The 25,163-nt window shown below is 71.7% G+C and carries 26 protein-coding genes; 8 read left to right on the forward strand and 18 right to left on the reverse strand.

Features of this window, described 5'->3' with window-relative positions:
* Positions 1-1,485 precede the first annotated feature (1,485 nt).
* From ACFU7Y_RS02790 to ACFU7Y_RS02800, 3 genes are all read right to left on the reverse strand, one after another.
* Positions 1,486-1,626: a hypothetical protein gene (locus tag ACFU7Y_RS02790; protein ID WP_153471551.1), complete on the reverse strand. Its 141-nt coding sequence runs from the start codon at positions 1,624-1,626 to the stop codon at positions 1,486-1,488.
* Between the two features lie 485 nt (positions 1,627-2,111).
* Positions 2,112-3,269 carry a replication-relaxation family protein gene (locus ACFU7Y_RS02795; protein WP_380766233.1) on the reverse strand — a complete coding sequence of 386 codons (1,158 nt, stop codon included), beginning with the start codon at positions 3,267-3,269 and terminating at the stop codon, positions 2,112-2,114.
* 34 nt (positions 3,270-3,303) lie between these two features.
* Complete coding sequence (locus tag ACFU7Y_RS02800) at positions 3,304-4,866, reverse strand: hypothetical protein (RefSeq protein ID WP_380766235.1); 1,563 nt, start codon at positions 4,864-4,866, stop codon at positions 3,304-3,306.
* Between the two features lie 140 nt (positions 4,867-5,006).
* Here ACFU7Y_RS02800 and ACFU7Y_RS02805 point away from each other — a divergent pair, with 140 nt between their 5' ends.
* Positions 5,007-5,324 (forward strand): hypothetical protein, encoded by a 318-nt coding sequence (locus ACFU7Y_RS02805; protein WP_380766237.1) that lies wholly within the window; start codon positions 5,007-5,009, stop codon positions 5,322-5,324.
* Between the two features lie 74 nt (positions 5,325-5,398).
* Here the strand turns inward: ACFU7Y_RS02805 and ACFU7Y_RS02810 are convergent, their stop codons facing one another.
* The 7 genes from ACFU7Y_RS02810 to ACFU7Y_RS02840 all read right to left on the reverse strand — a co-directional run bounded on the left by ACFU7Y_RS02810 (position 5,399) and on the right by ACFU7Y_RS02840 (position 13,350).
* Positions 5,399-6,322, reverse strand: a complete 924-nt coding sequence (locus ACFU7Y_RS02810; RefSeq protein ID WP_380766238.1) for a hypothetical protein — start codon at positions 6,320-6,322, stop codon at positions 5,399-5,401.
* 76 nt (positions 6,323-6,398) lie between these two features.
* Positions 6,399-6,893: a hypothetical protein gene (locus ACFU7Y_RS02815; RefSeq protein WP_380766240.1), complete on the reverse strand. Its 495-nt coding sequence runs from the start codon at positions 6,891-6,893 to the stop codon at positions 6,399-6,401.
* Positions 6,890-7,312 (reverse strand): hypothetical protein, encoded by a 423-nt coding sequence (locus ACFU7Y_RS02820; RefSeq protein ID WP_380766241.1) that lies wholly within the window; start codon positions 7,310-7,312, stop codon positions 6,890-6,892. Before ACFU7Y_RS02820 ends, ACFU7Y_RS02815 begins: the two co-directional genes overlap by 4 nt.
* A gap of 59 nt (positions 7,313-7,371) precedes the next feature.
* Complete coding sequence (locus tag ACFU7Y_RS02825) at positions 7,372-9,735, reverse strand: Helicase associated domain protein (RefSeq protein ID WP_380766242.1); 2,364 nt, start codon at positions 9,733-9,735, stop codon at positions 7,372-7,374.
* A gap of 123 nt (positions 9,736-9,858) precedes the next feature.
* Positions 9,859-10,557 carry a helix-turn-helix domain containing protein gene (locus ACFU7Y_RS02830; RefSeq protein ID WP_380766243.1) on the reverse strand — a complete coding sequence of 233 codons (699 nt, stop codon included), beginning with the start codon at positions 10,555-10,557 and terminating at the stop codon, positions 9,859-9,861.
* Positions 10,554-12,764 (reverse strand): hypothetical protein, encoded by a 2,211-nt coding sequence (locus ACFU7Y_RS02835; protein WP_380766244.1) that lies wholly within the window; start codon positions 12,762-12,764, stop codon positions 10,554-10,556. The genes ACFU7Y_RS02830 and ACFU7Y_RS02835 overlap by 4 nt, the downstream gene beginning before the upstream one ends.
* A 7-nt stretch (positions 12,765-12,771) precedes the next feature.
* Positions 12,772-13,350 carry a DNA-binding protein gene (locus ACFU7Y_RS02840; RefSeq protein ID WP_380766245.1) on the reverse strand — a complete coding sequence of 193 codons (579 nt, stop codon included), beginning with the start codon at positions 13,348-13,350 and terminating at the stop codon, positions 12,772-12,774.
* Positions 13,351-13,610: 260 nt separating this feature from the next.
* Between ACFU7Y_RS02840 and ACFU7Y_RS02845 the strand changes: the two genes are divergently transcribed.
* Both ACFU7Y_RS02845 and ACFU7Y_RS02850 read left to right on the forward strand, forming a co-directional pair.
* Positions 13,611-13,751, forward strand: coding sequence for a hypothetical protein (locus tag ACFU7Y_RS02845; RefSeq protein ID WP_380766246.1), 141 nt, complete (start codon positions 13,611-13,613; stop codon positions 13,749-13,751).
* A gap of 75 nt (positions 13,752-13,826) precedes the next feature.
* Positions 13,827-14,456 (forward strand): hypothetical protein, encoded by a 630-nt coding sequence (locus ACFU7Y_RS02850; protein WP_380766247.1) that lies wholly within the window; start codon positions 13,827-13,829, stop codon positions 14,454-14,456.
* Positions 14,457-14,529: 73 nt separating this feature from the next.
* Here ACFU7Y_RS02850 and ACFU7Y_RS02855 read toward each other — a convergent pair whose 3' ends face one another.
* The gene (locus ACFU7Y_RS02855; RefSeq protein WP_380766248.1) at positions 14,530-14,706 is read right to left on the reverse strand and encodes a hypothetical protein; all 177 of its coding nucleotides are present in this window, start codon (positions 14,704-14,706) and stop codon (positions 14,530-14,532) included.
* 320 nt (positions 14,707-15,026) lie between these two features.
* On the opposite strand from ACFU7Y_RS02855, the gene ACFU7Y_RS02860 reads away from it, so the two are divergent.
* Entirely contained in the window at positions 15,027-15,548 is a 522-nt protein-coding gene (locus tag ACFU7Y_RS02860; protein WP_380766249.1) for a hypothetical protein, read from the forward strand.
* A gap of 6 nt (positions 15,549-15,554) precedes the next feature.
* Here the strand turns inward: ACFU7Y_RS02860 and ACFU7Y_RS02865 are convergent, their stop codons facing one another.
* Entirely contained in the window at positions 15,555-16,256 is a 702-nt protein-coding gene (locus ACFU7Y_RS02865) for a hypothetical protein (protein ID WP_380766250.1), read from the reverse strand.
* A gap of 87 nt (positions 16,257-16,343) precedes the next feature.
* The gene (locus tag ACFU7Y_RS02870; RefSeq protein WP_380766252.1) at positions 16,344-17,018 is read right to left on the reverse strand and encodes a hypothetical protein; all 675 of its coding nucleotides are present in this window, start codon (positions 17,016-17,018) and stop codon (positions 16,344-16,346) included.
* 161 nt (positions 17,019-17,179) lie between these two features.
* Here ACFU7Y_RS02870 and ACFU7Y_RS02875 point away from each other — a divergent pair, with 161 nt between their 5' ends.
* The gene (locus ACFU7Y_RS02875) at positions 17,180-18,010 is read left to right on the forward strand and encodes a hypothetical protein (RefSeq protein WP_380766253.1); all 831 of its coding nucleotides are present in this window, start codon (positions 17,180-17,182) and stop codon (positions 18,008-18,010) included.
* Positions 18,011-18,157: 147 nt separating this feature from the next.
* Here the strand turns inward: ACFU7Y_RS02875 and ACFU7Y_RS02880 are convergent, their stop codons facing one another.
* On the reverse strand, positions 18,158-18,904 hold the full coding sequence (locus ACFU7Y_RS02880; RefSeq protein WP_380766255.1) for a hypothetical protein: 747 nt from the start codon (positions 18,902-18,904) through the stop codon (positions 18,158-18,160).
* Positions 18,901-19,557, reverse strand: a complete 657-nt coding sequence (locus ACFU7Y_RS02885; protein ID WP_380766256.1) for a hypothetical protein — start codon at positions 19,555-19,557, stop codon at positions 18,901-18,903. Before ACFU7Y_RS02885 ends, ACFU7Y_RS02880 begins: the two co-directional genes overlap by 4 nt.
* A 147-nt stretch (positions 19,558-19,704) precedes the next feature.
* Here ACFU7Y_RS02885 and ACFU7Y_RS02890 point away from each other — a divergent pair, with 147 nt between their 5' ends.
* The 3 genes from ACFU7Y_RS02890 to ACFU7Y_RS02900 all read left to right on the forward strand — a co-directional run bounded on the left by ACFU7Y_RS02890 (position 19,705) and on the right by ACFU7Y_RS02900 (position 22,590).
* Positions 19,705-20,628, forward strand: a complete 924-nt coding sequence (locus ACFU7Y_RS02890) for a Ku protein (RefSeq protein ID WP_380766258.1) — start codon at positions 19,705-19,707, stop codon at positions 20,626-20,628.
* Between the two features lie 135 nt (positions 20,629-20,763).
* A complete protein-coding gene (locus ACFU7Y_RS02895; protein WP_380766259.1) occupies positions 20,764-21,150 on the forward strand; it encodes a hypothetical protein in 387 nt (128 codons plus the stop codon).
* Positions 21,151-21,339: 189 nt separating this feature from the next.
* The gene (locus tag ACFU7Y_RS02900) at positions 21,340-22,590 is read left to right on the forward strand and encodes an MFS transporter (protein WP_380766260.1); all 1,251 of its coding nucleotides are present in this window, start codon (positions 21,340-21,342) and stop codon (positions 22,588-22,590) included.
* 67 nt (positions 22,591-22,657) lie between these two features.
* Here the strand turns inward: ACFU7Y_RS02900 and ACFU7Y_RS02905 are convergent, their stop codons facing one another.
* The 3 genes from ACFU7Y_RS02905 to ACFU7Y_RS02915 form a co-directional block, all read right to left on the reverse strand.
* Positions 22,658-23,083, reverse strand: coding sequence for a hypothetical protein (locus ACFU7Y_RS02905; protein WP_380766262.1), 426 nt, complete (start codon positions 23,081-23,083; stop codon positions 22,658-22,660).
* Between the two features lie 32 nt (positions 23,084-23,115).
* Positions 23,116-23,802 carry a phytanoyl-CoA dioxygenase family protein gene (locus ACFU7Y_RS02910; RefSeq protein WP_380766263.1) on the reverse strand — a complete coding sequence of 229 codons (687 nt, stop codon included), beginning with the start codon at positions 23,800-23,802 and terminating at the stop codon, positions 23,116-23,118.
* 491 nt (positions 23,803-24,293) lie between these two features.
* Complete coding sequence (locus ACFU7Y_RS02915) at positions 24,294-25,145, reverse strand: helix-turn-helix domain-containing protein (RefSeq protein WP_380766264.1); 852 nt, start codon at positions 25,143-25,145, stop codon at positions 24,294-24,296.
* Positions 25,146-25,163: the final 18 nt, after the last annotated feature.

The raw sequence follows: 25,163 nt of genomic DNA on the forward strand, positions 1-25,163 counted from the left end.
GCGTTGACGATGTGACGCGGAATTCGGGTAGTAGGCCATCCCTCCGATCGGGCGGGGGTGCCGGCCGGGGCCTGCGGCCCTCGGCGTTGACGATGTGTCGCGGACTTCGGGTATCAGTCACAACCCCACCCCCGGAGCCCCTCCCCGGTCCCGGCCGGTGGGGTGCTCGGGGGCGGTTCCGCCTTGTGGTTGCTGGGCTGGCGGCCCATCCTCCGCCCCCGGGGCGGGGCCTGCGGCCCTCGGGAGGCGGGCCCGGGGCCACCGGTCCGGCTCGGGCCTGCCCGGCCCCGGCGGCGGGCCCTCACAGGCGCCCCGGACGGCGGCCCCTGACAGGCCCTCAACCGCAGACTCCGGACCGGAATCCGAAGCGTATCCGGCGGCGTTTCACCGGCTTCCGAACAGCTCTATCCTACCGATCCCCGAACGGGCACGGGACGCGAACCGGCAACCTCGCGGCAACCGTCCATCCCGGTTCTGTCAGGCCGCACTTGCGGCTGGAATGCGAATTCCCTTCCTCTCCCTTTCAGACGGCAATCCTTACCCCTTCCGGGGCGCAGCGGTGAGGAATCGAATTCGGGCACGCCGAAAATGGGCCTACGGCTCTCCACACCGACACGGAGACCGCCCTTCCAGGCCGCCCAGGAAATCCCGCCAAGCGTCAACCGAGCAATTCTCAGGACGGCGGCACCAAACCGAACACCGGACCAGGACGGCGGCCAGGACGGCCACCAGGGCGGGGCGCGGCACCGAGCGGCCAGGGCGGGCACGGGCACAGCGGGACGGCCTGGCGGCCGACCAGGACGGCGGCCAGGGCCCCGGCAACGGACCGGCAGGGCGCGGCACCGGGCGCCAGGGCGGAGACAGCGCGGGCGGGCAGCGGGGAGGATCCGAGGCCGGCGGACCGGCGCAGCCCGCTGCAACACGAAGTGCAACACGCCCACCCGCCCCCGCTCCCGGCCACATAACACCAGGTCAGACCCGCAACACGGCCCCGTGTTGCACCCCCGCGCAACCCCGCGTTGCACCCCGCGTTGCACCCCCCACCCGCCACCAAGCCACCGGCCGCCCCGCCGCCGAGCACCACCACCAGGACGAGGCCGCCGAGAAGGCCGGCCCCGACAACGGCCACCGTCCCGGCCACCCCGGACGGCGGACCCGGGACGGCGTCGGCGACCCCGGACGGCGGCCAGGACAACCGGCACCTGGCGGTCGCCGGCACCGGCAGCAGCCACCACCCGAACAACAGCCGCGGCCCCACCCCGGCCCCCTGTCGCACCCACCTGTCACACCCCCACCACACACACGGGTTGAGGGGTATCCGCCCACGCCACAACACGCGACAGCACCCCACGCGACAGCAGGCGCGACAGCCCCCACCCACCCCTGGACGACCACCAGAACAGCCCCCCGGGGGCGGCCTGACGGCCACCCAGCCACCCAGCCGGAACGGCGGCCGGCCAGGACGACCGGGTCAGCCTCGGGAGCTCATAGTGGCCAGTCGCTGGCCTCCTGCCGGGCGATGTCACACCCTGCGGCGTGCCCCCAGTTCCGCCCGCACTCGATGCAGCGCGGGAGCGGCCGGTCGTCGTCGGGGTCCAGGTACTCGTCCCACTCGTCCTCATCCATGCCACGGTCAACGACCAAAACGACGAGAGGTGCCCGCCCGGCGCCGAACGGCGGCCCAGCGAGGCGGGCACGGGCACCGGGGACGGCGGGCCCGGCCCGGACAACGGCCCCGGCCTGGACGGCGGTGACCGGAGTCGGGCGCAGCAGGCCCGGACGACGCGGAGGCCCGACCCCCACCAAACCGAACACCAACCCCCGCCACCACCCCCGCACCCCACAATTCCGACCCGAATTCAGGCAACCGCCGGAAAACCAGTCAACAAAAACAGCCGTGCGGAATTCACGCCCGAATCACCGGCGAAACACCCACCAACCGGCCAAGCGGGCCGACAGCACCCCCGACAGCACCCCGACCCCGCCAACCACCACACACAGTCACCAAACCAACCACCACCCACCACCCACCGACCGCCCCCAACAGGACCAACCAAAGGTCCAGACAACACGGCGAGAGAGGCCAAAACACCCCCACCACCACCAGCAGGTCACACCCGGCGGCCCCTCGCCGGGTAGAGCTTGGCGTGCAGCACCCGGTCCTCCCACCACAGATCGTCCGGAGCGGACACCAGCGCGGCCACCAGCTCGCGCTTGGTCGGGGCGGGCAGCACGAGCGGGCCCAAGTCCTTTGCGGCGCGAGCCTGTACGCACTCGGGGCACTCCAGCCGGTCCGGCCGGGCCTTCTCCCGCAGCTCCAGCCTCGAGCCCTCCTTCCCCCCGATCGAGCCCCGGCACGTCCAGCACGGGCGCAGCGCGGCATTCGCTGCCCGGGCGGCTTCCAGCTGTTCTTCGGCCTCCCGTTCCAGGCGCTCCGTGTGTTCCTGGTGGCAGGGCCAGCAGCGGCCGCCGGGGCGACGGGTCCACTGGCGGCTGCCATGCACCCAGGTGCTCTCCTCCTTGGGGACGTTGCCGCAGTCGGCGCAGGCGAGGGTCTGCATCAGCTCGCGGTGGTCCTGCTTGGCCTTCTTCTCCCGGGCGGCCTGGCGCTGGTCGTAGGCGGCGCGGTTGTTCGGGTTGTCCAGCGCGTCGATCAGGGAGTGCCGTCCGTCGCGGCCGTAGCGCCACCACACCGGCCCGAGCGGCCCGTGCTCGGCCAGGGCCTCCAGGCTGGTGGCGATGATGGGCACCGCGTCGTCGTACTCGCGCCAGCCGTCGTCGTTGTAGTCGCGGACCACCTTGCACCACCGGCCGAGCCAGCAGTCGGCGGACAGGTCCGCGACGGCCTGCTGCCGGTTGGCCAGGGCCACCGGTCCGGCGTCGGTGACGACCAGGGCGACCGGCGGGTACCCAGCGCGGGTGTGGCCGGGCCAGGTACGGCGCCACCAGTGCACCGTCCGGTCGGCCGGCTCCCGGTCGGCGAGGGCCGGGTCGGTGTCGCGGACCTTGGTGCAGAACAGCTCGCGGTACCGGGGGAACTTCGCGGCGACGTCGGCCGGGGCCATGGTCGAGCGGTCCACCTCCACCATCAACACCGGCACCCCGATCTCCGGGGCCTGCCACACGCCGTCCGGGCGCACCTTGCGCTTGCCGCCGGGCAGCGGGAACTCGGTCTCGGTCGACCAGGAGCGCACCGTGCCGACCCCGCCCGCGGCCCCGGGCGCGCTGCCGCCCAGGACGAACGCGGCGATCGTCTCGTTGACCGCCATCGCATGCCGGGCACCGGAACGCCCGGCTTCCTCGTTACTCGAGCATGATGCGCTCACTCCGCTTGTCGCTGTTTGGAATCGACAGGAGGTCTCGTCGGTCAACAACCAAGGCTCGGAACGCATCGACAGCCACACTCACTGCCTGATCACGAAGCCGATGGACCTCGTCGATCTTCACTTCGCTGGTTCCATGAACGATCTTGCTGCGCGCGTTGTAGACCTTCTTGGCGCTTTTCAGAAACTCGGTTCGTTCATCCACACTTGTGTGGAGCAGACGTGCCAGCGATGCGCAGACGCGGAATGTGATCTCGGTGCTCGTGCCGAATATCGCTTCCCACGCGATCACAGCGTCGACCAGCGCGTCGACCGGGTCCTGCCGCTCGGTAATCGCCCGGAGCAGCCGCCGAGGTGCCTGCCCCAGGTTGTCGAGCGGAAGGCCGTTCAGCAGGTCGATCCACTGCTCCCAGTCCTTGGCCTGCTCAGTGGTCAGGCGTGTCGGAGTGCGCTGGCGAAATGCAGCGAGCTGTGTGAGGGAGTAGGTGGTCATCGCGGAGAGCGGGTCTTCGAGGTGCAGCCAGGTTGGAAGCAGAACGGGGACCTGTTCTCCTCCTATGGCCAACGCGAGGGCCAAGCGCGTCTCCTCAAGCCGTCGTTCGAGGACGGCGTACCCGGTTGAGGGCTTGCTCGGTGGGAGGTCGTCGGCACTGGGCAAGGCAGTGATCTCGGCCGACCAGGGTGCGGTGGTTTCGACAGTCAAGTCCCCGCTGTCCGAGCTCACGAGCTGTGTGCCGTCCTCCATGGCAAGTGTGAGGGCCTGCCTACTGGCCATTGGGTTGTCGCTATCGTGAGCAACGCGCACCCGTCCCCAGGGAGCTGTGAGTTCGGACATGCCTTCAGGGAGGAGAACGCCCGTCAGGCCTGCGAGCGCCAGCGTCTCGACGGTCCTCCCCGCACACACCTCGCGGGCTGCGTCCAGGGCCTTCGGGAGTTCTGCGAAAACGTCACCGATCTGAGGTGTCGGCTCGGCGGCTGCGGCCCGCCGATAGGCGGCTTGAGCAACGGCCGGGCCCACGACGGCGGATTGCAGTCCGCTACCTCCGCCCAACGAGTTCGCCAGGTAGAGCACGTCCTCAGGAGAGGAGTTCACGTCGAAGGGCAACGCAGGGTCAGCTGCAACGGCCCGGGCCAGACGGTTCATCGACGGGGTACCCCAGCCGATCCCAGCGCCGTGGCTTCCAAGGAGCAACGCACCGAAGTTCTCGGCCGTCCAAGCGTGCAGTGCGTCCAGCACCGGGTCTCCCGACGGTTCCGGCAAGACGGTATCCGTTCCTCCGGCGAGGCTGCGCAGTTGCAGCAGGATCGGCTTCTGTGTCTGCTGGTCCAGCCCCTGCAGATGTAGAAGGCGCAGGTACGCGGGCACCTGTGTTCCCGGGGGAATAGCTGCGTTGGACTCACGGTGGAGGATGACCGCTACCTCCTCTTGTGAGGAGGTGAGCGGGGTGTTCTCGTCCGTCGCAAGGATCCAGTCAACGAAGCCGTTTCCGAAGGTGCGGCGAAGAGCCGTCTCAGTGGAATCCGCGTTTAGCTGAGGAGTCATCGGCCAACGGTAGATGCCTGCGCAAGGCGGTGGCCAGGGGGTTTGAGCATCGCGAATAGGGATTTCACCCCCGACCATCCCGCCGCCGACGACGAGGCGCAGCTCGGCGCGGGATTGGGTCACACGTACGATTGCCTGCCGTGGGTGACAAGAAGAAGACGTACAAGTACCCGGACCGGCTGATCAAGGCGCAGCGGTCGCTGGCGGCCGTGCAGGCCGAGCGCCGCACCTACCTGGCGTCGTTGCCGTCGTGGAGCGGTGATCTGGAAGCGGCCCGGCAGGGGTTGAGCGAGGAGCAGCTGGCCGAGTCCGCCCGGTTCGAGGAGGCCGAGCGGCAGGCTTCCCACGCCGTGTGGGCCGACGAGCACTGGGCCTCGTTGTCCGGCGAGGACCGTGTGGCTGCCCGCAGCCAGCTCAAGCACATCGACGACCCGGCCGAGGAGCAGTCGGCAGCGTAGGGGCGAACCTGGCGTAGCGGGGAAGCGGAAAGCGCCGGCCACCGAACAGTGGACCGGCGCTTCGTTCGTTTCGTTCAGCGCGCCACAGGCCGGGGCGGCTCGCCGAGGTGGTGCACCGGTTTGGCGGTGGCCATCCGACGCAGCAGATAGAGGAGGCGGTCTGCGGTGCCGGGCGGAGTGGGGGTGCGGGGGTGGCCGGTGGCGGGGTCGATGTCGGCCCGCCACAGGGCGGCGAGCGTCTGCAGGCGGTGGACGCGGTCGTGCCCGGACGGCAGGAAGTTGCCGGTGTTCAACTTGAGGTGGCGCAGGGCGTCGTACAGGGGTTTGAGGTCGGTCTCCGTCCAGAGCAGAACGGTGTGCTCGGCGAGGAGGGCGGTCAGGTCGGCGAGGGCCGGGCCGGCGTCAACGGCGTCGGCGGGGGCGCCCGGGGTACGGGGGCCGGTCAAGCGCAGCGTCCGGTCGTAGGGCGGCAGGGCGTTGCGGGGGTCGAGGACGGTGATGCGGGCGGCGGCCGGCGGGCGGGGCACGCCGGAGTCGGTGGGCGGGCGGCGGGTGTAGTCGACGGCGAGGACGACCAGGCGCTCGTCGTCGCAGATGCGGGCGGCCTGCTCCGCGACGACCTGGGCGCGCTCGGTGGCTTCCTTCTGGCGGGCGCGCAGGCGGTGGATGTGGGCGCACGCGGTGCACAGCAGCCAGCCGTCGGAGGTCTGGGTGCAGGGGGCCTCGGGACGGGCTCCGCACTCCTCGCAGGTGCGGGAGCCGGTGGTGCGGCGGGCGGCGGCCGCGGCGAGCTGGGCGGCCGTGGCCGACGTCGGCACGGACTCCCGCACGTCGTACAGGTCGAAGACGGCCTTGCGGCCGATGGCGTTGCGGGTGGCGATGGTGGCGCGGGCCGGGCCGCCGGGCTGGCGGGGCAAGTCGAGGTCGGCGAGGCGGGTCTTGGTGGTGAGGTGGGCGGGAACCTCGCCCCACCAGGTGTACTCGGGCAGGTGGTTCACGGGCTCTGCTTCCCTTCTGACGGTGCCACGGGGTTCAACGGCGGCTGCCGCCTGGTGGTGGCGGCTGTGGGGGTGGTCAGCGCTCCGGCGCCGGGGCCAGCGGCAGGGCGGGGGTGAGCGACTGGTCGGCGGTCCGCTCGATCTGGAGGTCGCGCACGCCGCACTCGGGGCCGCGGTCGAACGCGACGACGTACGGGAACGGGGTCGGGTAGCTGCGGACCTGGGTGATGACGCCGAGGGTGCCAGCCGGGACGTCCACGCGGACGCGGGCGTCCTCCTCCCAGTACTCCTCGACGGCCAGGTCCTCGTCGATCCACGAAGTGCGCACTGGTTCCAACAGCCGCACCCGGTCGCCCTCCTCCAGGCGCACGTGGCTGGTGAGGACCTGGGACTGGTAGCGGAGCAGCTGCGCGAACGCCCGCTCGCGCTCCACCGGATCAGTCAGCGTGCCGGGGGCCAGGACCAGCACCGACGGGGAACTGAGTGCGCCCGGAGCGGCAGGGGAGCGCTGGGCACCCAGCCCGGCACCGGCTGGACGCTGGTCGGGGACGGTGGTTGTGTCGGCGGTCATGGCCGGCCTTTCGGGTCGTCGGAATGCGGGGACGGTCGGCGCGGCACGGGCTTCATGCCGTCGGCCAGGTCTCGCAGGTGGTGGACCGCGTCGTCCCAGCCCTCGCCGTACCAGTACGGTCCGGTCAGGGCGGTCGGGTTGTGCGGGACGGCCTCCAGCAGATCCGCCGCCCGGTACCAGGACGCGGCCAGCGCCGCCCGCATCCGCTCGAACTCCTCCACCACGGCGTCCAGGTCCACGCCGGGCAGCAGATCCGGGCCGGCCTCCTCAGCCAGGACACGCAGCTGGTGGACGGCCTGGCGCGCCCGGTGAGTGGTCTCCATCTCCTCCCGCCAGTCGCGGCCGACCGGCTCGCCCGGTCCCTCGGCGACGGTGACCGGCGCTTCGGGTGGCTGCTGGGTGGTCTCGCTGTCAGTCACGTACTTCCTCCGGGTCGAGCCGCCCCAGGCCAGGCCGGGACGGCGGATCTCGGGTACGGTCAGCCGGCAACGGTCTCGGCGTGCCGGTGGAGCGCGTTCAGAAGCGCGGTCTGCTGGTCGGTCAACTTGCCCTCAGTGCGGGCCTTGTCCTGCTTGCGCAGCCAGGTGCCGGGCCGGAATGCCGGGTCCGCTTCACCACCGGTGCGGTTCGCCGGGCCGGTGAGGGTGCCGCCGGCTGCGAGGTAGGCGAGCAGGCGGCGGTAGGAGCGGTTCCAGTCCGGCTCCAGGCGCCACAGCTCGTCCAGCGCGTCGAGCTTGGCGACCTGGTCGGGGTTGAGGTTGTCGGCCTTGCGCTGGCGGCGCATCCACGCGCCGACCGCGTAGTCGTCGAGCTTCGCGGTCGCGGGGATCGCGAGGTGGCCGTGCTGGCGGTGGAACGCGGCGGCGTAGGCGTAGCCGCGTTCCCAGGCGTTGGCGTTCTTCGACCAGATCATGCCGAGCGCGTCCAGCTCCGAGACGCGGGCCGGGTCGAGCAGGCCCTGGCCGCCCAGGTGGCGCTGGCGGGTGAGCCAGGAGATCAGGTCGGCGTGCTTCGTCTTGTCGGTGGGGTCGAGGTGGCCGTGCTGGAGGTGGAAGACCGCCGCGACGGCGTGCATCCGCTGCCACTCGACCGCTCGCGGGTTGAACGCGCGCAGCTTCACGGTCTGCAGAATCTGCGCCGCGTGGTGCCGGGCGTTGATCTTCAGCCACTCGATCGGCGACTCCACCGGCGCCGGCTGTTCGCTCGCCCCGGCCTCGGCGGCCTCGCCCTCGGCCGGCTTGGCCGCGGTGGTGTGTGCGGTGCCCTGGGACCGCTTGCTGCGCAGCTCGGTGATCCGGCCGACCACCCGGGCGTCGTGGGCCGCCAGGGCGCGCAGGACCCGCCAGATCGTGCGGAACGAGCTGGCCTCGATCTCGGCGTCGGCCTCGGCCTTCACCGCCTCGCCGGCGTCGTGGACCTCGGCCGGGTCGGCGGTGGCGGTGTCGTCGCCCACCTCCGGCGTCGGCAGGTAGACCGGGATGATGACCCAGGACACCTTGCCCTCGCGGTAGGACTGCCGCAGCGCCCGGCCCACGGCCTGGACGATGTCGATGACCGACGACTTCGGGTCCGCGAAGCAGACCGCGTCCACGGCGGCGACATCGATCCCTTCCGTCAGGAGGCGGCTGTTGCAGAGGATGCCGCACTCCTCGCCTTCCTCACCGGGCCGCTCACCGGTGTGGGCCTTGAACTCGGCGAACGCGGCCCGGCGGTCCTTGAGCCGGTCGGTGCCAGCCACGGCCTTCGCCCAGATCCGCTCGGGGCGCTCCGCGTCCTCCAGCAGCTCCGAGGCGTCCAGCAGGGTGTTCGCGAACTCCCGTGCCGCGGACACCCTGGAGTGGAAGGTGATCACGCGACGCAGTTCCAGGTCGTTGACGGCGCGCAGCACCGCGATCTGCAAGGCCAGGCGCAGCAGTTCCTCGTTGCTGCGCTGGGAGCGCAGGTCGGCGACGGCGGGGAGACGGAGAAGCTCGCGCAGGTCCTCGTCGGTGACGACGGGGACCAGGACGCGGTAGTCGGCGAGGTAGCCGTGCTCGATGCCCTGTCCGAGGGTCCAGGTGAAACAGGTCTTGCCGTAGATCGTCTCGTCGCTCATGGAGCAGAGCGCGGGCAGCTTCTCCGCCTCGCTGTCGGCGTCGGCGAGGTCGGCCAGGCCGTCCTTCGCCCGCCGGTCGTCGGCGATCCGCGGGGTGGCGGTGAAGTACAGGCGGCGCTTCGTCGGGACCTGGTCGTCGGCGTGGATCGCGGCCCACGCCTTGCCCTCCGAACCAGCCGTGCGGTGCGCCTCGTCGATGACCACCAGGTCCCAGGCAGGCAGGCCGCACAGCTGATGGGCCTGGACGATGCGCTCCAGCGAGGCGTAGGTGGCGTATACGGTGACCGGCTCGTCGGCCTTCTCCTTGGCGACCAGGTCGGCGATCCGCGGGGCCTTCGTGGTCACCTGGGCGTGGACGCGGCCGCCGGCCTCCGCACTCTCCAGCGCCTCCTCCCGCGAACACGCCGCCACCGCCAGCCCCCGGCGGCCGCCGCGCAGCGACCAGGCTTCGGCGGTCTGCTCCAGCAGCTCGATCGTCGGCACCAGCACCAGCACCCGGCCCTTCGCCGCGAGACGGCGGGCGCAGCCGGCCGCGATGAGGGTCTTGCCGGAGCCGGTCGCGGCCACGACGGTCGCCCGACCGCCGTCCTTCACCTCGCGCACCGCGGCTGCGACGGCGTCCTTCTGGAACCAGTGCAGCGGCAACGGGTTGGCCGTGCCGAGCGGCTGTGCCGGGAGCGGTGGTACGGCCTGGGCGCGCAGACCGGTCGGCACGTCCTGCTCGGCGGTGGCGGTGGTGGTCTCCACGGCGGTGCTTCTCCTTCGGATGCTGAGACGGCGGGGCGGGGCGGGCGGGGCTGTGGGAGGGTCGGGGCGGTCGGCCACTCCCCGGGGCCAGGTCATGGATGGGGAGAGGCCGACCAAGCCCTGTTACTCGGGGATCCAGCCGCGGACCTCGAGGTAGGCGATGTCGGCGTCCTCGACTGCGCGGCCGGTCTCCACCAGCCACTCCCGCATCGCCTCGGTGACGTCGCCATGGTGGTCCGCGACCCGCTGGGACCACTCGGCGGCGTCGAACCCGCCGGTGGACGCGGAGCCGTAGGTGCGCTCCTCGGTGCCGTCGGCGCGCGGGAGGAAGCCGCGCCGGATGCCGCCGGAGTCCTGCTCCGAGCCGGCCGAGTAGACGTACTGGTTGGCCTTCATCCGGACCGTGAACGCCAGGCGGCCGCCAGCCTGGCCGGTCTCGTGCACCACGGGCGCGAGGTGGGAGGCGCCGGACTTGATGGCCTGCTTCCCCGCGCGGCCGGCCATCGACCCGCCCGCCTCGCCGACCGTGTCCTTGCCCCGCACCCGGGCCTTCTGCCCGGTCTTCGTGCGGCGGCGCTCCACGTTCTCCTGGGCGACGGCGCCGAGCGCCTCGGTGTCGCGCTCGCCGCCGCGCACCGCGCGGACGACCTGACGCAGCGCTCCGACGAACGCTTTGCCCTTGCCCTTGGTGAAGAACTGGGAGACGAGCGAGGCGTCGCGGCCCAGCATCTTCGCGACCTGGCGCTTGGTGTAGCCCTGGTCGATCAGCTCCTGGGTCAACCTCGCGGCCTCGTTCGGGTTGTTCGGGTCGGCCGGGCTCACTGGTCGGTCCCCTTCGCGGCGAGTTCGGCGCGGCCCAGGCCGCGCAGCTTGAGGTACTGCTCCTGGCTGGTCGGGTGCTCGACGGGGCCGGTCAGGTGGCCCTTGAGCAGGTAGTCACCGGGCTCGCCCCGGTACGGCCAGGGCTGGCGCTCGGTCAGGGCGATGCCGTCCGTGCCGAAGTACACGACGCTCCCGGGCTTGGCGTGCAGGGCACCGGCGTAACCGATGACCTCCTTGCCCTGCCGGTACTTCATGTCCAACAGCGCCGCCCGGGCGCCGGACCAGACGTAGGCGGCCCACTCGGGGTGGGCGTACGGGTCGCGGGAGAAGCCGGCCTGCCGCTGCCAGGTCACGACCTCGTTGTCCTGGCCGAGGATCTCCACCCCGGCCGGGAGCGCCTCGCCGACCGGGGTGGTGCCGGAGACCAAGCGCGGGCGCTGGGCGAAGCCGCCCAGGCCGAACAGCAGCACCGACCGGACGGCACGGGATGCGAGGTAGGCGGCGGTGCGCTGGCGCTCGTCGCCGTGGAGCTTCGACAGGTTGGTCAGGTCCGCCCAGGCGGCCTTGAGGCGCTTGCCCCACTCGTCGAGCGGCTTGCCGTCCTCGAACAGCAGCCCGCCGAGGATCTCGATCCGCCACGGCATCAGGTGGTTCGACAGCGCGAGGTGGACCTCCGCACCGCCCGCCCACGTGGTGAACGTGGCGCCCGGCTCGGAGGGGTAGATCCAGGCGCGGTCGCCAGTGACCGGGGCGGGCAGCAGGCCGACGTGGTTCCAGCCCTGGGGGACGGTTACCCGGATGTTCCAGTGCGAGCAGGACATCAGGGCCTTGGTCTGCTCTTGCTCGGTCATCGCGGCGAACGCGGCGGCGGTGATGCGGCGCGGCGTGCCGACCGGGGACTTCCACAGGTGCTTCGCGTAGGCGAAGGTGCGGTCGTACTCGACCAGTGCCGGGAGCTGCTCCGGGACTCGGGGCGGCAGGATCAGCTCGGTGCGGCCCTGGCCGCCGGTGGCGTGCAGCAGGCCGCGTAGCTCCTCGGACAGGACCGGGTAGCCGCCGGCCCACTTGCCGGTGGTCGGGATGGTACGCGACCACAGGTCCCGGCCGGTCTGCGACGGCGAGCCCATGAGCACGGCGTCGTCCCAGTGGCGGCGCAGCGCCTGCCACAGCAGGGTGAATGCCTGGCGGCAGGTGACGACGTCGGCGCCGTCCGGGTCGAACCACTCCCCCATGCTGCGGATCTCGGTGGTGCCGCTGTCCGGGGCGGCAGCGGGGGCGTAGCGGCCGACGGGCTGGCGCTGGTGGACGAAGTGCCCGGCGAGCTTGTCCCTGCCGGAGCCGACCGCGGTCGTCCACCTCTCGCTCGGGGTGTTCAGCCAGGCGGCGACCGCGTCCTTGAGGGTGGAGTAGCGCTCGGCGCCGTCGTGCCAGGGGGCGCCGGCGGTGATGTAGATGCGCTCGGTGCCGGGCGCGGTGGCGAGGACGGCGTCCAGGATCTCCCCGGGGGTGCGGGCACCGAGGTCGAGCCGCACGACGCGGTCGCGCACCGCGAGGTCGCCGGTCGCGGCGTCCAGGAACACCGTCGAGCGGGCCTGCTGCGTGAAGTTCGGGCGCTTGGAGACCAAGCCGGTGGTCACGGCCTCGAACCGCGCGCCCGCCGGGCCCTCGGGCATGGTGGGCAGCTCACGCGGTCCGGCCTCGAGCACCGGACGCGGCGCGGCAGCGACCGGAGCGACCGAGGCTGCCGACTCGACCGGCGCAGCAACGGGGGCGGCGGCGGGGACAGGCTGCTCGGCAACGACGGCCTGGTCCTCGACCTCGGCCGCCGCCGGCTGCTCGACTACGAGAGCGGGGCGAGTCAGCACCGGGGCCACGGTGACGGGGGGCTCGGCGACAGAGGCGGACTCCGCCACGGGCACCGGGGCGGGCGCGGCGGCGTCGGCTTTGGTGGCGCGGACGGCGGCCGGGGTGGGGTCCAGCAGCGGGGCGATCCGCACGACGTCGCCGACCGACAGTCCGGAGGCCTTCGCGATGGCCGGCGCCTGGGCGCCCTCGTACCCCGCCAGCCCGGCCACGCGGCGCGAGCGCTGCTGGTTGAGCTTGTCCAGCTCCTTCTGCGCGGTGGCGACGACCTTCTCGGCGGTCGTGATCTCGGTGCGCAGCTCGCGCAGACCGGCGAGCTCGGCGGTGTACGTCTTGCGGTCCATCAGCGGGTCACTCCCCCTCGGTGGCGGGCTGGTCAGCGGTGGTCGGGCTGGTGGTGACATAGGCGATCGGGCCGCCGGACACCGACGGAAGGCGGGTGCCGAGCAGCAGGCCCGCCAGGCGGGCGTCCTCAGCGTCGGCCGGGTCGGCGGCGTTCGCGGGGGCGGTGAGATCGGTCAGGTAGCCGGCCAGACGCGCCTTCGGGAACCGGTAGCGCCCCGTGGTACCGGAGGTGCCGTCGGACTCCCACTCGGTGAGGGCGGTCAGCACCGCGACGACGAACCCGGCCACCGTCACCGGTAGCACCCCGCCGGCTGCGACGCGGGCCGGGTCGCACCGCCACCAGCCGGACAGTGCGGCCAGCAGCTGCGCCTGGTCCAGCACGGTGCCGAAGCCGATCCAGTCGCGGTCCGGCTCGTTGACACGGGCCGGGGCGTCCGAGCGCAGCACCGCGACCTCGACCGTGCCGAGTACGGTCAGGTCCGCAGAGGGCCGGTCCTGGAGCGCCTGGAGAGCGGCCAGTGGGAACACCTGCCGGCCCTGCTCGCGTACGCCGGGGACCACGCCGGTGGCCATGAGCTTCTTCACTGTCGGGATCGAGCACCCCAGTGCCGTCCCGGCTTGACCGGTCGTCACGAACACATTCACAACCCCCATGCCTATTCATCTAACTTGAAACGCTAGGGCGACTCTACGCCTCGCTTCCGACACTGTCCATGCCTTTTTAGTAAGTCGTACAAGCATGCCGGGGGGCGGTCCGCCCTCCGCTGTCGGTGCCGGGTGAGACCGTGATCGGTTACCAACACCGGAAGGGGGTGCAAGAGGTGACTTCTCGGCAGCAAAAGGCCGTGGTAATCCTCGGCGCGGCCCTGGTCGGCACCTATGCGCTCGGCAACATCGCCAAGAGCCAGGCTCGCGCGCTCGGCCTCAACGCGGCCCAGCTCGCCGCGCTGACCGCAGGCGTCGCGCTCAACCTGCGCAACGCCTGAGCGAACCCCTTCCGGCCCCGGCCGTCTTTCCTGCGGCCAGGTCCATCCACATCCCCCATCACCTCAAGGAGACGCGTGACCGCCATACCGTGGCTCAGCGGGGCCGGACCGGCCCAGAGCGAAGAGCTCGTCCACTTCACTGGCCGCCCGGCTGGCAGGCCTCCCACACCCGACGTGCCGCCGGAGATCCGTGGCATGAGCGCGCCAGAGCGCCTGGACAGCATCCTGACCAGCGAGATCATTCGGGCTTTCCCTCCGTTCGGCGCCACCAAGCCGGTCATCAGCTTCTCCGAGAGCCCCCCGAGCCACCTGGCGTACCTGATCCGGGACAAGGGGTTCCCGCCCTGGGGTGTCGTCGTCCAACGCGGGGCGGTTCTGCGTCACGGCGGCGGGTCCGTGGCCTACCTGCCGGAGAAGGAACGCGACAGATTCCCCGCAAACCTTCGCCACTGGGTAGTCCCCTTCAGGACCGACGGAGAGCCCGGCGACTGGTCTCACGAACGGGAGTGGCGACTGCCAGCCGATCGGGAGGGTTACGACTTCAGCAAGGCGAAACTCCGCGCCATCCTCATCGGCGACCGCGAGTGGCTCCCTTCGACGGTCGGCAGTCCGGCCAGACTGCCCAGGCTGTGGCGCGAAGCCGAACAAATCTGGCTGTGGGACGGAAAGAAGATCGAGAGGCGCGACCCAAGTCTGCTGGCCTGAGAACGGCCCGGTTCGCCATGACACCCGGCCCGGTCACCATCACGGTGGCCGGGCCGGCCCGCGCAGTTCGGCCCTACTCGACGCCGGGCCGCGGGCAGTAGGCCGGGCACGTGCCATCGCAGCCCGGGACGGACAGGGCCTCCGGGGCCTTGGGGGTGCGCAGCTTGCGGACAGCGCCCACGGCGTTCGCGACGACCCGGACGGTGGAGAGGGCGGAGACGACGTTGCCAGCCCCGCCGGCCGAGCTCAAGCGCTGTCGCCCGCCCAGTCCCAGCGGCGCGGGTCAGCCGGACGCGGCTTGTAGTGGCCACGACCGCCCCGGTCCGCACCGGCCGAACTCGGTGAGCAGTGCGGCTCCTTCACCGAGTTGCTCGTCATCCCAGCCCGTGACGTCCAGCAGGAGACCGCCCAAGGGGCCGGCGCAGCGAATCGGCCCCGCCTGGTGGGCCACCGCCGATAGCGTGGCTCTGAAGCGACGCAGGGCGGACAGTCTGCCCGGGCGCGCGCTAAGCGGGGCACCGACTGCTGCCCGCGGCGGCGGCGCCGGCATGAGGGGAGCAGCAGGGCCACGTGAAGGTGACGATCCAGTTCGATACCGAGCAGGACAGCTACACGGCAATCGACCGTATGGTGAGGGAGGCGTTCGGGCTGGCCCCCTCCCCGGTCCGGGTCAAGCCCGTGCCGTTGGCGGAAGGTGAGGTCTGGCGCGATCCGGACGACAACTTCAACGGGCCGTGGACCGAGGACGATGTGCGCCGCTGGGTCCACGAGCTGCCGGAGGTCCTGGACGTCGTGGTCGTCCTCCACCGGCTCTGCAGCACTCCGGGCGTGTGGACAACTTCGACCGCGCTCGGTGCCTCGCTCTTCCCGGACGAGCCGAAGCCGGGCCACCGCGTCGGCGTGGCGATCCGCAGGACCGTCAAGGCCGGCCATCGAATCGACCGCAGGAGCGGGCCCTTCGAGCGTGACACCAAGGGATTTCGCAGCAGAGTCCCGTCCGAGGTCGCACGCATCGTCCTGGACGAGCTCCAACGCCACCCCCTGCACGCCCAGGCGCTCGCGAACACCGCACAACACCGCACCACGGCCTGAGGCGGGTCAGCCCGCTGTGGCGAAATGGCCGGGGTCCATGGCGGCGATCGTGTGGGCCAGGCCCATGACGGAGTCCAGGACGTCCTGGGACTCCCTCTCGGTCTCGACGCCTGGGGCGCGAAGCAGGCCGATCGTGCGGGCCAGCGCTTCGGAGAACGGGAGGCTCCGCAGCCGCCAGTCCGGCAGGGTCGACGCCATGGACCGGGCGATCGCCTCGGCGCCGGGTTCGCCGTGTTCGCCGAGTACGAGACCGTTGGCCAGCTGCTGATCGGCTGGGGTGGGAGTCCACAGGCCGGCGTGGAACTCGTTGCGGATGTTCCCGATTGTGTCGCTCACCCTGGTGCCCGGGGCGACCCCGGACTGGACGATGATCTGCTTCAGCAACGCGCGGCTGGCTTGCGCGCCGTCGTCGCCGGGGCCGGCCCATTGGTCGTGCCAGTCCGTACCGCATCGGGTGCAGATCAGGGTGAGCTCGTCGCCCCAGCGCCCCTGCACGATGTGGCCCTTCGTCGACGGGCACCGGACGCACCCCAGCGGGACGAGGGCCTCCGAGGCGTAGAAGTCGCCGTCGGGGGTCGAATGGTCGGAGACGAGTCCTTCCGGCAGCGGGGCCAGCCAGTCCACCGTCCGCACCCTGATCTCGCCGGCGACCCTGAGCTGCCACAGATGGTCCGCGGTGGCGCCCGGGGGCAGTGCGTATTCGATCATCGGTCGTCCCCGTCTGGTAGGTAAGGATGCCGGGCAACCGGGTGCTCCCCAGTACTCCGGCGTCGGGATCGTGGGCCTTCGGGGCCGTCAGGCCGAGGCCGTCGGCGCGGGGCGGGCTGGCAGGTCATCGGGGTGCACCGCGGTGATCGTGCGGGCGAGCTCGGTCAGCAGGGCGAGCATGCGCCGACCGTAGGAGCCGTCGAGGCCCGGGGCGACGAGGACGCCGATCGTCCTCGCCAGCGCCTCGCCGAACTGCTCGCTCCGCGAGCCGTACGGCAGGGTGGCGCGCATGCACCCGCTGATGACGGACTCGGTGACCTCTTCGGGCGGGAGCTCGCTCAGCAGTTGAGTCGCGGTCAGGCGGTCCGCGTCGGTGGGGGTCCACTCCCCCGCCGTGAGGCCATCCAGAAGGACCTGGAGGATATCCGTCGCACCGGCGCCCGAGCCGGCCTTCGTTTCCGCCTCCGCGATGGCCTGTTCCAGCAGCGTCTGGTTCGCCTCGGCGGCGTCACCACCGCCGCGCCACTCGGGTGTCCACACCTGGCCGCACCACCGGCAGACGAGGGTGATCTCCTCTCCCGGCCGGCCTTGGACGATGTGCTGCTCGTCCGACTGGCAGCGGGCGCACGCCAACGGCCGCACGACGTCCTGGGCGGGGAGGTCGGCCACTGAGCTTGCGTCCTCGGCCAGCCGGTCGGCCAGCCGCTCCATCCTGTCGTCGGTCGAGCGGGTCAGGATCCGCCCGACCTTGATCTGCCTCATCACGGGGGCCTTCCTGCCTGCTCGATTCCAGTACTTCTGCATACCACGAGCGCCGCCCTCCGCGGACCGGGACCGGCACATCCCGACACCGCACCGGCCTCCAACGCCGGTCCAAATCCGGCCCCCTCACGCACCGTCCGATGCCCCGGTAGCGTGCGCCCATGCTGACCGTGATGAGCCAGAACATCCAGTACGGCCCGACACCTTCCCGGTGGGCAGGGATAGTCGAGGTCGTACGCGCGACCGGCCCCCACCTCCTGCTGCTCCAGGAAGCCGATCACCTCACCGGCCCCGACCAGGCCGACGCCGCCGCCCGGGCACTCGGCATGGAACTGCGCGTCGCACCCTCGCGCAGCGGCCGGCCGGTCGCCATCGCCTGGGACCCCACACACCTGCGGGTCGAAGACCTCGAGACCCGGTACGTCGCCGACCTCCACCACGGCTACGCCGCCGCCCGGATCGCCCCCTGGGGCCTCGCCGCAGGCCTGCCCACCCCGCTCGTCGCCATCAGCGCCCACCTCATCCCCTACTCCGCACAGCAAGCCGCCATCGAGGCCCAGATCCTCGCCGCCCGGGTCTACCGCCACGGCGGGATCGGACTGATCGGCGGCGACATCAACCACCCCACCGCCACCGACCCCGAGATCGACTGGACCCTGGTGAAGCCGTACAACCGGGCCTCCCGCTGCGAGAGGCGCGAGCACCCCGGCGACCCGTGGGTCAGCAACCGCATCGTCGGCCAGACCCTGCGCGACGCCGACCTCACCGACGTCGCCGCCCACCTCAGCGACCGACGCCAAGACCCCGCGCTGCGCCGGGCCACCGGCAAGCACGGCGGCCTGCGGGTCGACCAGATCCACACCACCCCGGCACTCACCCCGGCGATCGCGGACTACCGGACGGTCGAACACGACTACTCCGACCACCTCGGCATCGTGGCCGACCTCGACCTGGCGCTCGTCGACGCCGCCCGGCTCCACGACTTCACCTGACACACCGCCAGCGCCTCCGGCCGCCGTCCCCGCGAACCGTCCGAGGCGGCCGGGCCGGACGACTGTCGCCCGGCCGTTCGGCCCCGGCGGCCCGGTCCGGGGCGGCTGCCCTCCCGTAAATGTGCGCAGTCGGCTGGGCATCCGCGGCTACGCCAGGGCGGCCACCACCGCGACGGTGCCCTCGACACCGGGCCGCGACGCCCCGGACACAGGGACCGCCACGCTCACACCGCCGCGCTCGTCCGGCAGCTGCAGATACGCCTCACGCGGCCGGGCTGCACGGCCCCGGCCCATGCAGCGGGCAGTGACCGTACGACACCGCAGGGCCCCGTGCCCGTCGCCCACCCCATCCCAGACCGCGTCCCCAACCGTCAGGCGCAGTTCGGCAGTGCCTGGCCACGCGACCGGGGTGAGCAGGGTGGCACCTGTCGTCCGCAGGCGCTGTTCGAGGCGAGCGAGCTGGCGCGGAACGGGCGCTCCGATGGGGCGCAGGATGATCGTCTCGCACGCGTCAGCGAGCACGGAAGCCACCTCAGCCCAGTGGTCTCCAGGGTCATCGGCCAGCAGAGTGCGCTCCCACGGCAGGCCGTAATCCCTGGCCGCGGCCAACCCCGCCTCGGGCCAGCCGATGATCGCCGTCCACACACTGGTCGATGCGGCGGCCGGCCCCGCCACCAACGCAAGGAGCAGGCTCGCGTCCAGAACCTCGACGACCACGCCCTTCGGCAACCGCCCGTCCGGCAACAGCGACTCCAACGGGGGCAGGACCGGCCGGGTCGCCGCCTCGACCCGGGCGAGACGGGCCTGCGGGCTGGTCTCCTCCAGCAGCTCTGCCAGGCGCTCACCGCGCGTCGACGCCGCCGGGTCGGGTACGGCGGCAATCCGGGCGCTCACCGCTCTCCCCCGGCGCCGGTGCCCTCCGTCGTCCCGGCCGGGCCGCCGGTATCCGCGAAGGTGCCCGGGCTGGAGACCGTCTCCCCTGTGGCGGTGACCGGGCGCAGGGTGATGGGGTCGGCGACCAGCCAGGCCGCCGCCTTGTCCTCGCCCCAGCGGGCGTGCACGATCCACGGCAGCGCGGGCCCGGGCCGACGCTGGGCGGTCACCAGGGCGGAACGCCACCGGCCGCCCGCGCGGACCCAGGCCAGGCGCCAGCAGTCGTCGGCCCCGTCCCGGGCGGGCTGGCCCGCGAGCTCGGCCGGGACGACGGTGGCGTCGCGCCATCGCCCGAAGTACGGCGGCCTGGCCGGGGGCTCGTCCGGCGGCTCGGGCAGCGGCCTGACCACGCGTTCGTCGAACAGGAACCACCCCCAGAAGTCGCCGGGGCCCCAGGTGACGTGCACCACCCAAACCGCGCTGCCCGGCGGGCGCCGCCACACGGTCAGCATGGCCGGCCGCCAGCCGCCTCCCACCCGGATCTCCACCAGGCGCCACCGCCGCGTGTCCCGGTAATACCCGGGCAGCGTCATCAGCTCCCTGGGCGCCCGCTCGGCATCGCCCGGCAGAGCATCGGGGCGGGCGGCAAGGGAGAACGGAACGTCGGCGGTCACACCCCAAACCTAAGTCGAACAAATTTGCGATTCAAGTCACCGGCCCCTGAGACTCCCCAGGTCAGAGCCACCTCTCCCCCAGCCCCAGGCACCACGGGCCACGATGGGATGGAGAGGGCGCAGCAGGACCGGACCCCGGAGGTGGCGATGCCGAAGACGATCGCCCGCTTGTCGATCAGCTTCTCGCTCGTGTCGATCCCGGTGAACGTCTACGCGGCGACCGAGCGACATGCCGTGCCGCTGCACCAGGTCCACGCCGCCGACGGCGGCCGGATCAGGAACAGGCGCGTCTGCGAGCTGGACGGCACGGAGGTGCCGTACGAGGAGGTGGCCCGCGGATACGAGGCCCCGGACGGACGCACCGTCGTCCTGACCCACGACGACCTCGCCGACCTCCCGCTCGCCACCACCCGGGAAATCAAGGTCCTGGGCTTCCTGGACGCCGCCCGGGTCGATCCGGTCAACTACGACAAGGCCTACTACCTCGGCCCCTCAAATCCAGCCGGCGCCCGCCCGTACGCACTGCTGCGCCACGCCATGCTGGAGGCCAGCCAGGTCGCCGTCGCCCGCGTCGCGATCCGGACCCGCGAGTGCCTGGCCGTCCTGCGGGTCCGCGAGAACGTCATCGTGCTCCAGACCCTGCTCTGGCCGGACGAGATCCGCTCCGCCGCCGACATCGCCCCCAAAGGCGTCCAGCTACGCCCCACGGAAGTACAACTCGCCCGGACCCTCATGGACGCCATCACCGAGGACTTCCACATCGAGGCCGAGCACGACGAGTACACCCACGCCCTGGAGCAAGTCGTCGAAGCCCGCCTCGCCGGGACCGAACCCCCACACGCCCCCGAGTCGCGAGTCCTGCCGCCCGGCGGCACCGCCCTGGACCTCATCGCCGTCCTGGAACGAGCCCTCACCGACGCCCAGGAACGGCACCCGAAGACCAGCAATGCCGTGAAGAGCACCAGCACCACCAAGCAAGCCGGCAAGAAGACCCGCAAAAGCACCAGCAAGGCCCTGCCGGGGACGGCCAACGGAGCTGCCCGAGGCAAGGGGCCGACCGGCCGGGCATGAGGCCCCCGCCGTCCCTGGCTGTCCCCGCGCGGCCACGGCCGCACAGGCGGGAAGGCCCAGGCTCAGGTCAGGAAGTCGGACACCGCGGCCTCCACCATCTGGGCAGCTGTCACCGCCCCGGTGGAAGATCACGGCATGAACGACGAAGAGCCGCTGCCCCTGTCCGACCAGCTCGGTCTCTCACTGGAGACCGCGAAGGCAACCATGAGCCCAGAGGAGTTCACCACTCTCGGCAAGATCCTGGAGGGGGTGGTGTCCGTGACCACGTCCGAGTCGGACTCCGTCGATGTCGACGTCGACGCTCCCCAGATTACGGAGGCGGTGACCAACGAGGTCCTCTCCATCCTGGCGACGATGGCGACCGGCCGGATGGACATGCAGGTCATCGACCTCGGGAACGGAATCGCCACCGTGAAGCGGCCCGAGGACCCGGACCCGACACCCGAAGAGATCCAGGAGTGGAACGACTTCGCTGAGCGCCTGAACCACCGGCACGCCGCAGAGAGCGACGAACAGCCCTGAACGCCAACCGATCAGCAGCAGGCCCCGACCACTACGACGATCAGACCTTTCACCGGCCACTGCGTAGCGAACCAAGCCGGGTCCGTGGGGCGATCGGGGAGTCTGCGACGGGCGATCTTCAACTTGCCCTAGGGTTACGGGAGTTCCCGGTGGCGAGCCTGCTGCCGGGGCTTCGTGCTTTCCGGACGGGTGTGGATCTTGCGATACCTGCGGTTGCTGCGGCGAGGCCCGGTTCTTCTCCTATGGGGCGCGCAGACGGCGTCGGTGTTCGGTGACCGGCTGTACGCCTTGGCGGTGATGTGGCTCGCCTGGCAGAGATCCGGCGGCGCGGCGATGGGGCTGGTGGCCATTGCCGAGTCGGTGCCGTACATCGTGCTCGGCACCATCGGCCGACGGGTGATGGAGCGGTTCACCACGCTGCGCTCGCTCGCCGTGGTGGACCTCATCCGTATGGTGCTGGTCGCGGCGCTGCCGTGGACGTGGGAGATGTCCGGCACGCCGGGGCTGCTGGTGTCGGCCGCACTGCTCGGGGTCGGCGGGGCGCTCTTCGATCCGAACCTCGGTGCGCTCGTCCCGGACCTCGTACGGCCGCACGAGGTGCAGGCCGTCAACGGACTGATGGACTCGACCAACCGGATCGCCCGGGTCGCCGGCCCCGGCTCCGCCGGCGTGCTGCTGGCCGTGATGCCGATGGCCGGGCTGTTCTGGCTGGACGCGGCAACGTTCGCGCTCTCCGCTGTCGCCCTGGCTGTGCTGGGCGCGCGTGCTGGTCTCCACCGGCCCGCACCTGCGGGTGCCGCCGCCGTCCCCGAGGCCGGTCTGCGGGCCCGAGTTCTGGTGCGCACGCACCCGGAGACCGGGGTGGTGCTGGCCGTGCACGGAGTCGCGATCTTCGCGGGGGCGGTGTCGATCGTGATGCCGGCGCTGGTGGCGGTGCGGCTCGGCGGCGGTGTCGGCACATACGGCGTGATGCTGGCCGCGACGGGGGCCGGGTCGATCGTCGGCAACGCCATCGCGGGCAACATCCGCCTCCCGAACTCCCTTCCGCTGTTCTACTGCGCTGCCTGGAGCGTGTCCGGGTTGCTGATGGCCGTGACCGGGTCGGTCAGCACGGTGACCGAGCTGGTGGTGGTGTCAGCCGCGTACGGGGCTGTGTCGCCGTTCCTGGCGGTGTCGCTGTCCACGCACTTCGCGCAGTTCCCGCCGGCCGCCCGCAGGCGGCTGCTGACACTCGACCAGACGGTCATCCGGACCATGGGCACGCTGGCGATGGCGGGGATCCCCGCGCTGGCGGCGGCCCACCCTCGGGCCGGGTTCACCGCGGGCGGTGTCGCCACCGCGGTAGTGGGCATCGTCGGGTCCGCGGTCGTGGTGTGGTGGGCGAGGACCCGCACGCCGCTGCCGGGCGTGGAGCCTGTGCTGGAGAGCGTCAGCGGCTGAGGACGTACAGCGGGGCCGGGCTCCCTGGTGGTGCGGGAGTCCGGCCCTTCGTGCGGTCGGTCTCAGATCACGCGATCAGGGACCAGTGGGTGACGGTGATGTCCTCCAGCGGGATGCCCAGCTGCTGGTAGATCCGCTGGTGCATTGCGCCGAACCAGGCGTCGCGACGGTCGGCGAAGAACGCCGGGTCGTACCAGGCCACGCCCAGCAGCACGGTGCCGCCGCCGTTCGGGTTGCCCGGCTCGGCCTCCCAGTAGGTGCACTGCCAGTCCCAGAGCATCAGCTCCTCCGGCCGCTGGCGCAGGCGCTCGTCGGACTCGCGCAGGGCCTCGATGCACCGCTCGGCGGTCGCCGCGTCGGGGCAGTAGTAGGTGCAGTCGGACTTGCCGATCGGGGTCTTGTCGGCGCGGCGGGCCGCGTCGGCGTCCTCCCCGGTCAGGACGCGCACGCGGGTCACCGCGGTCGTCAGGTCGAGCGTGTCGAGGATGGTCACAGTGGTGCTCTCCTCTCCCTTGTCCTGGCGGACTACCAGCCCGTACCGCTGATCGGCACGACGCTGGGACTCGTGGCATCGCGCCGCACAATGCCGTCCGGCGCGGTGTAGCGGACGTTCAACCCGATACGGGCTCCGTCGCTGGTGTTGGTACCGGAGCGGTGCACGAGGCGGCTGTCCATGAGGACGGCGCAGCCGGCGCGCAGCGGCACGGGGGTGGTGGTGTCGGGGGTGAAGCCGTGGGCCTGGTCGGCCTGGCCGCGCTCCGCGCCGGTGCTGGCCTCCTTCTTCACCGGCAGGTAGCCGAGCCGTTGGGAGCCGGGGGCGACGTGCAGGCATCCGTTGGCCACGGTGGCGTCGGTGATGGCCAGCCACGCGGACAGCGACCGATCGGGGTGCAGCTCCAGACGGGCGTCGATGCCGTCCTGGTGCCAGGGGATCTCGAAGGATCGGCCTGGCCACTTCATGACGAGGAAGGTGTTCTCCACCGCAATGTCCGGCCCGAGGACGGCCTGGACGGCGGCAAGCAGGTTCGGGGTGCGGACGGCGAAGTTGGCCCAGTCCTCGGCGAGGTGTGGGTTCCTGACGATCTCCTGGCCGCTCGCGCGGTGCTCGGCGACCAGGAGTGCGGCCCGGCCGCGCGCCGCACTGGGCATCGACCACTCGATGGGTGAGCTCATGCCGCGTCGGCTGAGGATGCCGTCAAGCTGAGTGAGCACGGTCTCCTCCGTGGGCGGGGCATGGGCAGGTCGGCCAGGTGGTTGACGGGTGGTGAGCGTGGGGGCTCACGTCGTCGGGGTCGAGGGTGATCTGGCCGGTGTCGTGGGACCGGGTGCCGTCGGGGCCGAGGCTGTAGGTGCGGATGGTCAGGCCCCGTCGGCGTTTGGCCAGGGGGACGAAGTCGGCGCTGGTCACCGCGGCCCCCGGCTGTGCAGGTCGCGGAACAGCCGGGCCCGACAGTAGGCGGCGCTGTGGCTGGCGGTATGGACTGCCGTCCTGCTGCCGATCGTCGCCACCAGGTCGCCGCCGGGTCGCCGGAGATTCGATCTGCTCGCGGGCATGGTGGTACTCCAGGGTGCCGGGGGATGGGGCGCCGCCCGGCGTCCGCGGTGCCGAGGCGGATCGGTTGAGTCTTTGCACCGGGCGGCGTCAACGACGGTAGGGAGTAACGGAAGACTCACTCAACGAAGTTGCACGGGATTACACGGATTCATCCGAGCGCGTCGATCGCCGCTGTGATCAGCGCCCGCGCCTGCACGCCGCGTACCGCCAGATCGGACAGCTCGGAAAACACCTTCTCGTACATGGCGATCTCGCTGGGCTGGGTGATCGTCAGGTACCCGGACACCAGCTCCACGTTGACCTGGGCCTGGTCGTAGACCCAGAACCCTTCCACCGGCCAGCCGTTGTCCCGGTCAGGCCGCATGGGCACCACGCCCATGCTGACGTTGGGCAGCCGTCCGACGGTGAGCAGGTGGCGCAGCTGCTCCAGCATCACCGGTCGGCCTCCGAGTCCGTTGTGCAGGACGCTCTCCTCGATGAGCAGGGCGAAGCGGTGCCGGCCTTCGTAGAGGATGTGTTGGCGGTCCATCCGCTCGTCGACGGCGGCTTCGACGTCGTCGGCCAGGCCGCGGCGGTCGCGGATCGCGGTGAGGATCGCGGTGGTGTAGGCGCGGGTCTGGACGATGCCCGGGATGATCCAGGGGGCGTAGGCGCGGAAGGCACGGGTGCGCTCATACAGGGGCCGGACGGATTCCTGGGCCTGGCGAAGGCCGGTGCGCTCCATGCGGCGCCACTCCAGGAACATCGCGTCGGCTTGGCGGCTCTGGGCGATGAGGTCGTCCGCCTGGCCGTGGGCGCCGCATGCCGCGCACCAGGCGCGGATGTCGGCGTCGGATGGCGGGGTCTTGGCGTTGATGATGCGGGAGGTCTTGGCGGGGGTCCACCCGCACCGGACGGCCAGTTGCTTGCCGTTCAGCCCGGCGTCCAGCATGAGTTCGCGCAGGCGCTCCGCGACGGCCTTGCGGGCGGCCTGTGCGCTGGACGACGGGGAGGTTGGCATGGTGACCGGCTGCCGGTG

Source organism: Kitasatospora sp. NPDC057542 (assembly GCF_042801945.1).
Classification (GTDB): Bacteria; Actinomycetota; Actinomycetes; order Streptomycetales; family Streptomycetaceae; genus Kitasatospora.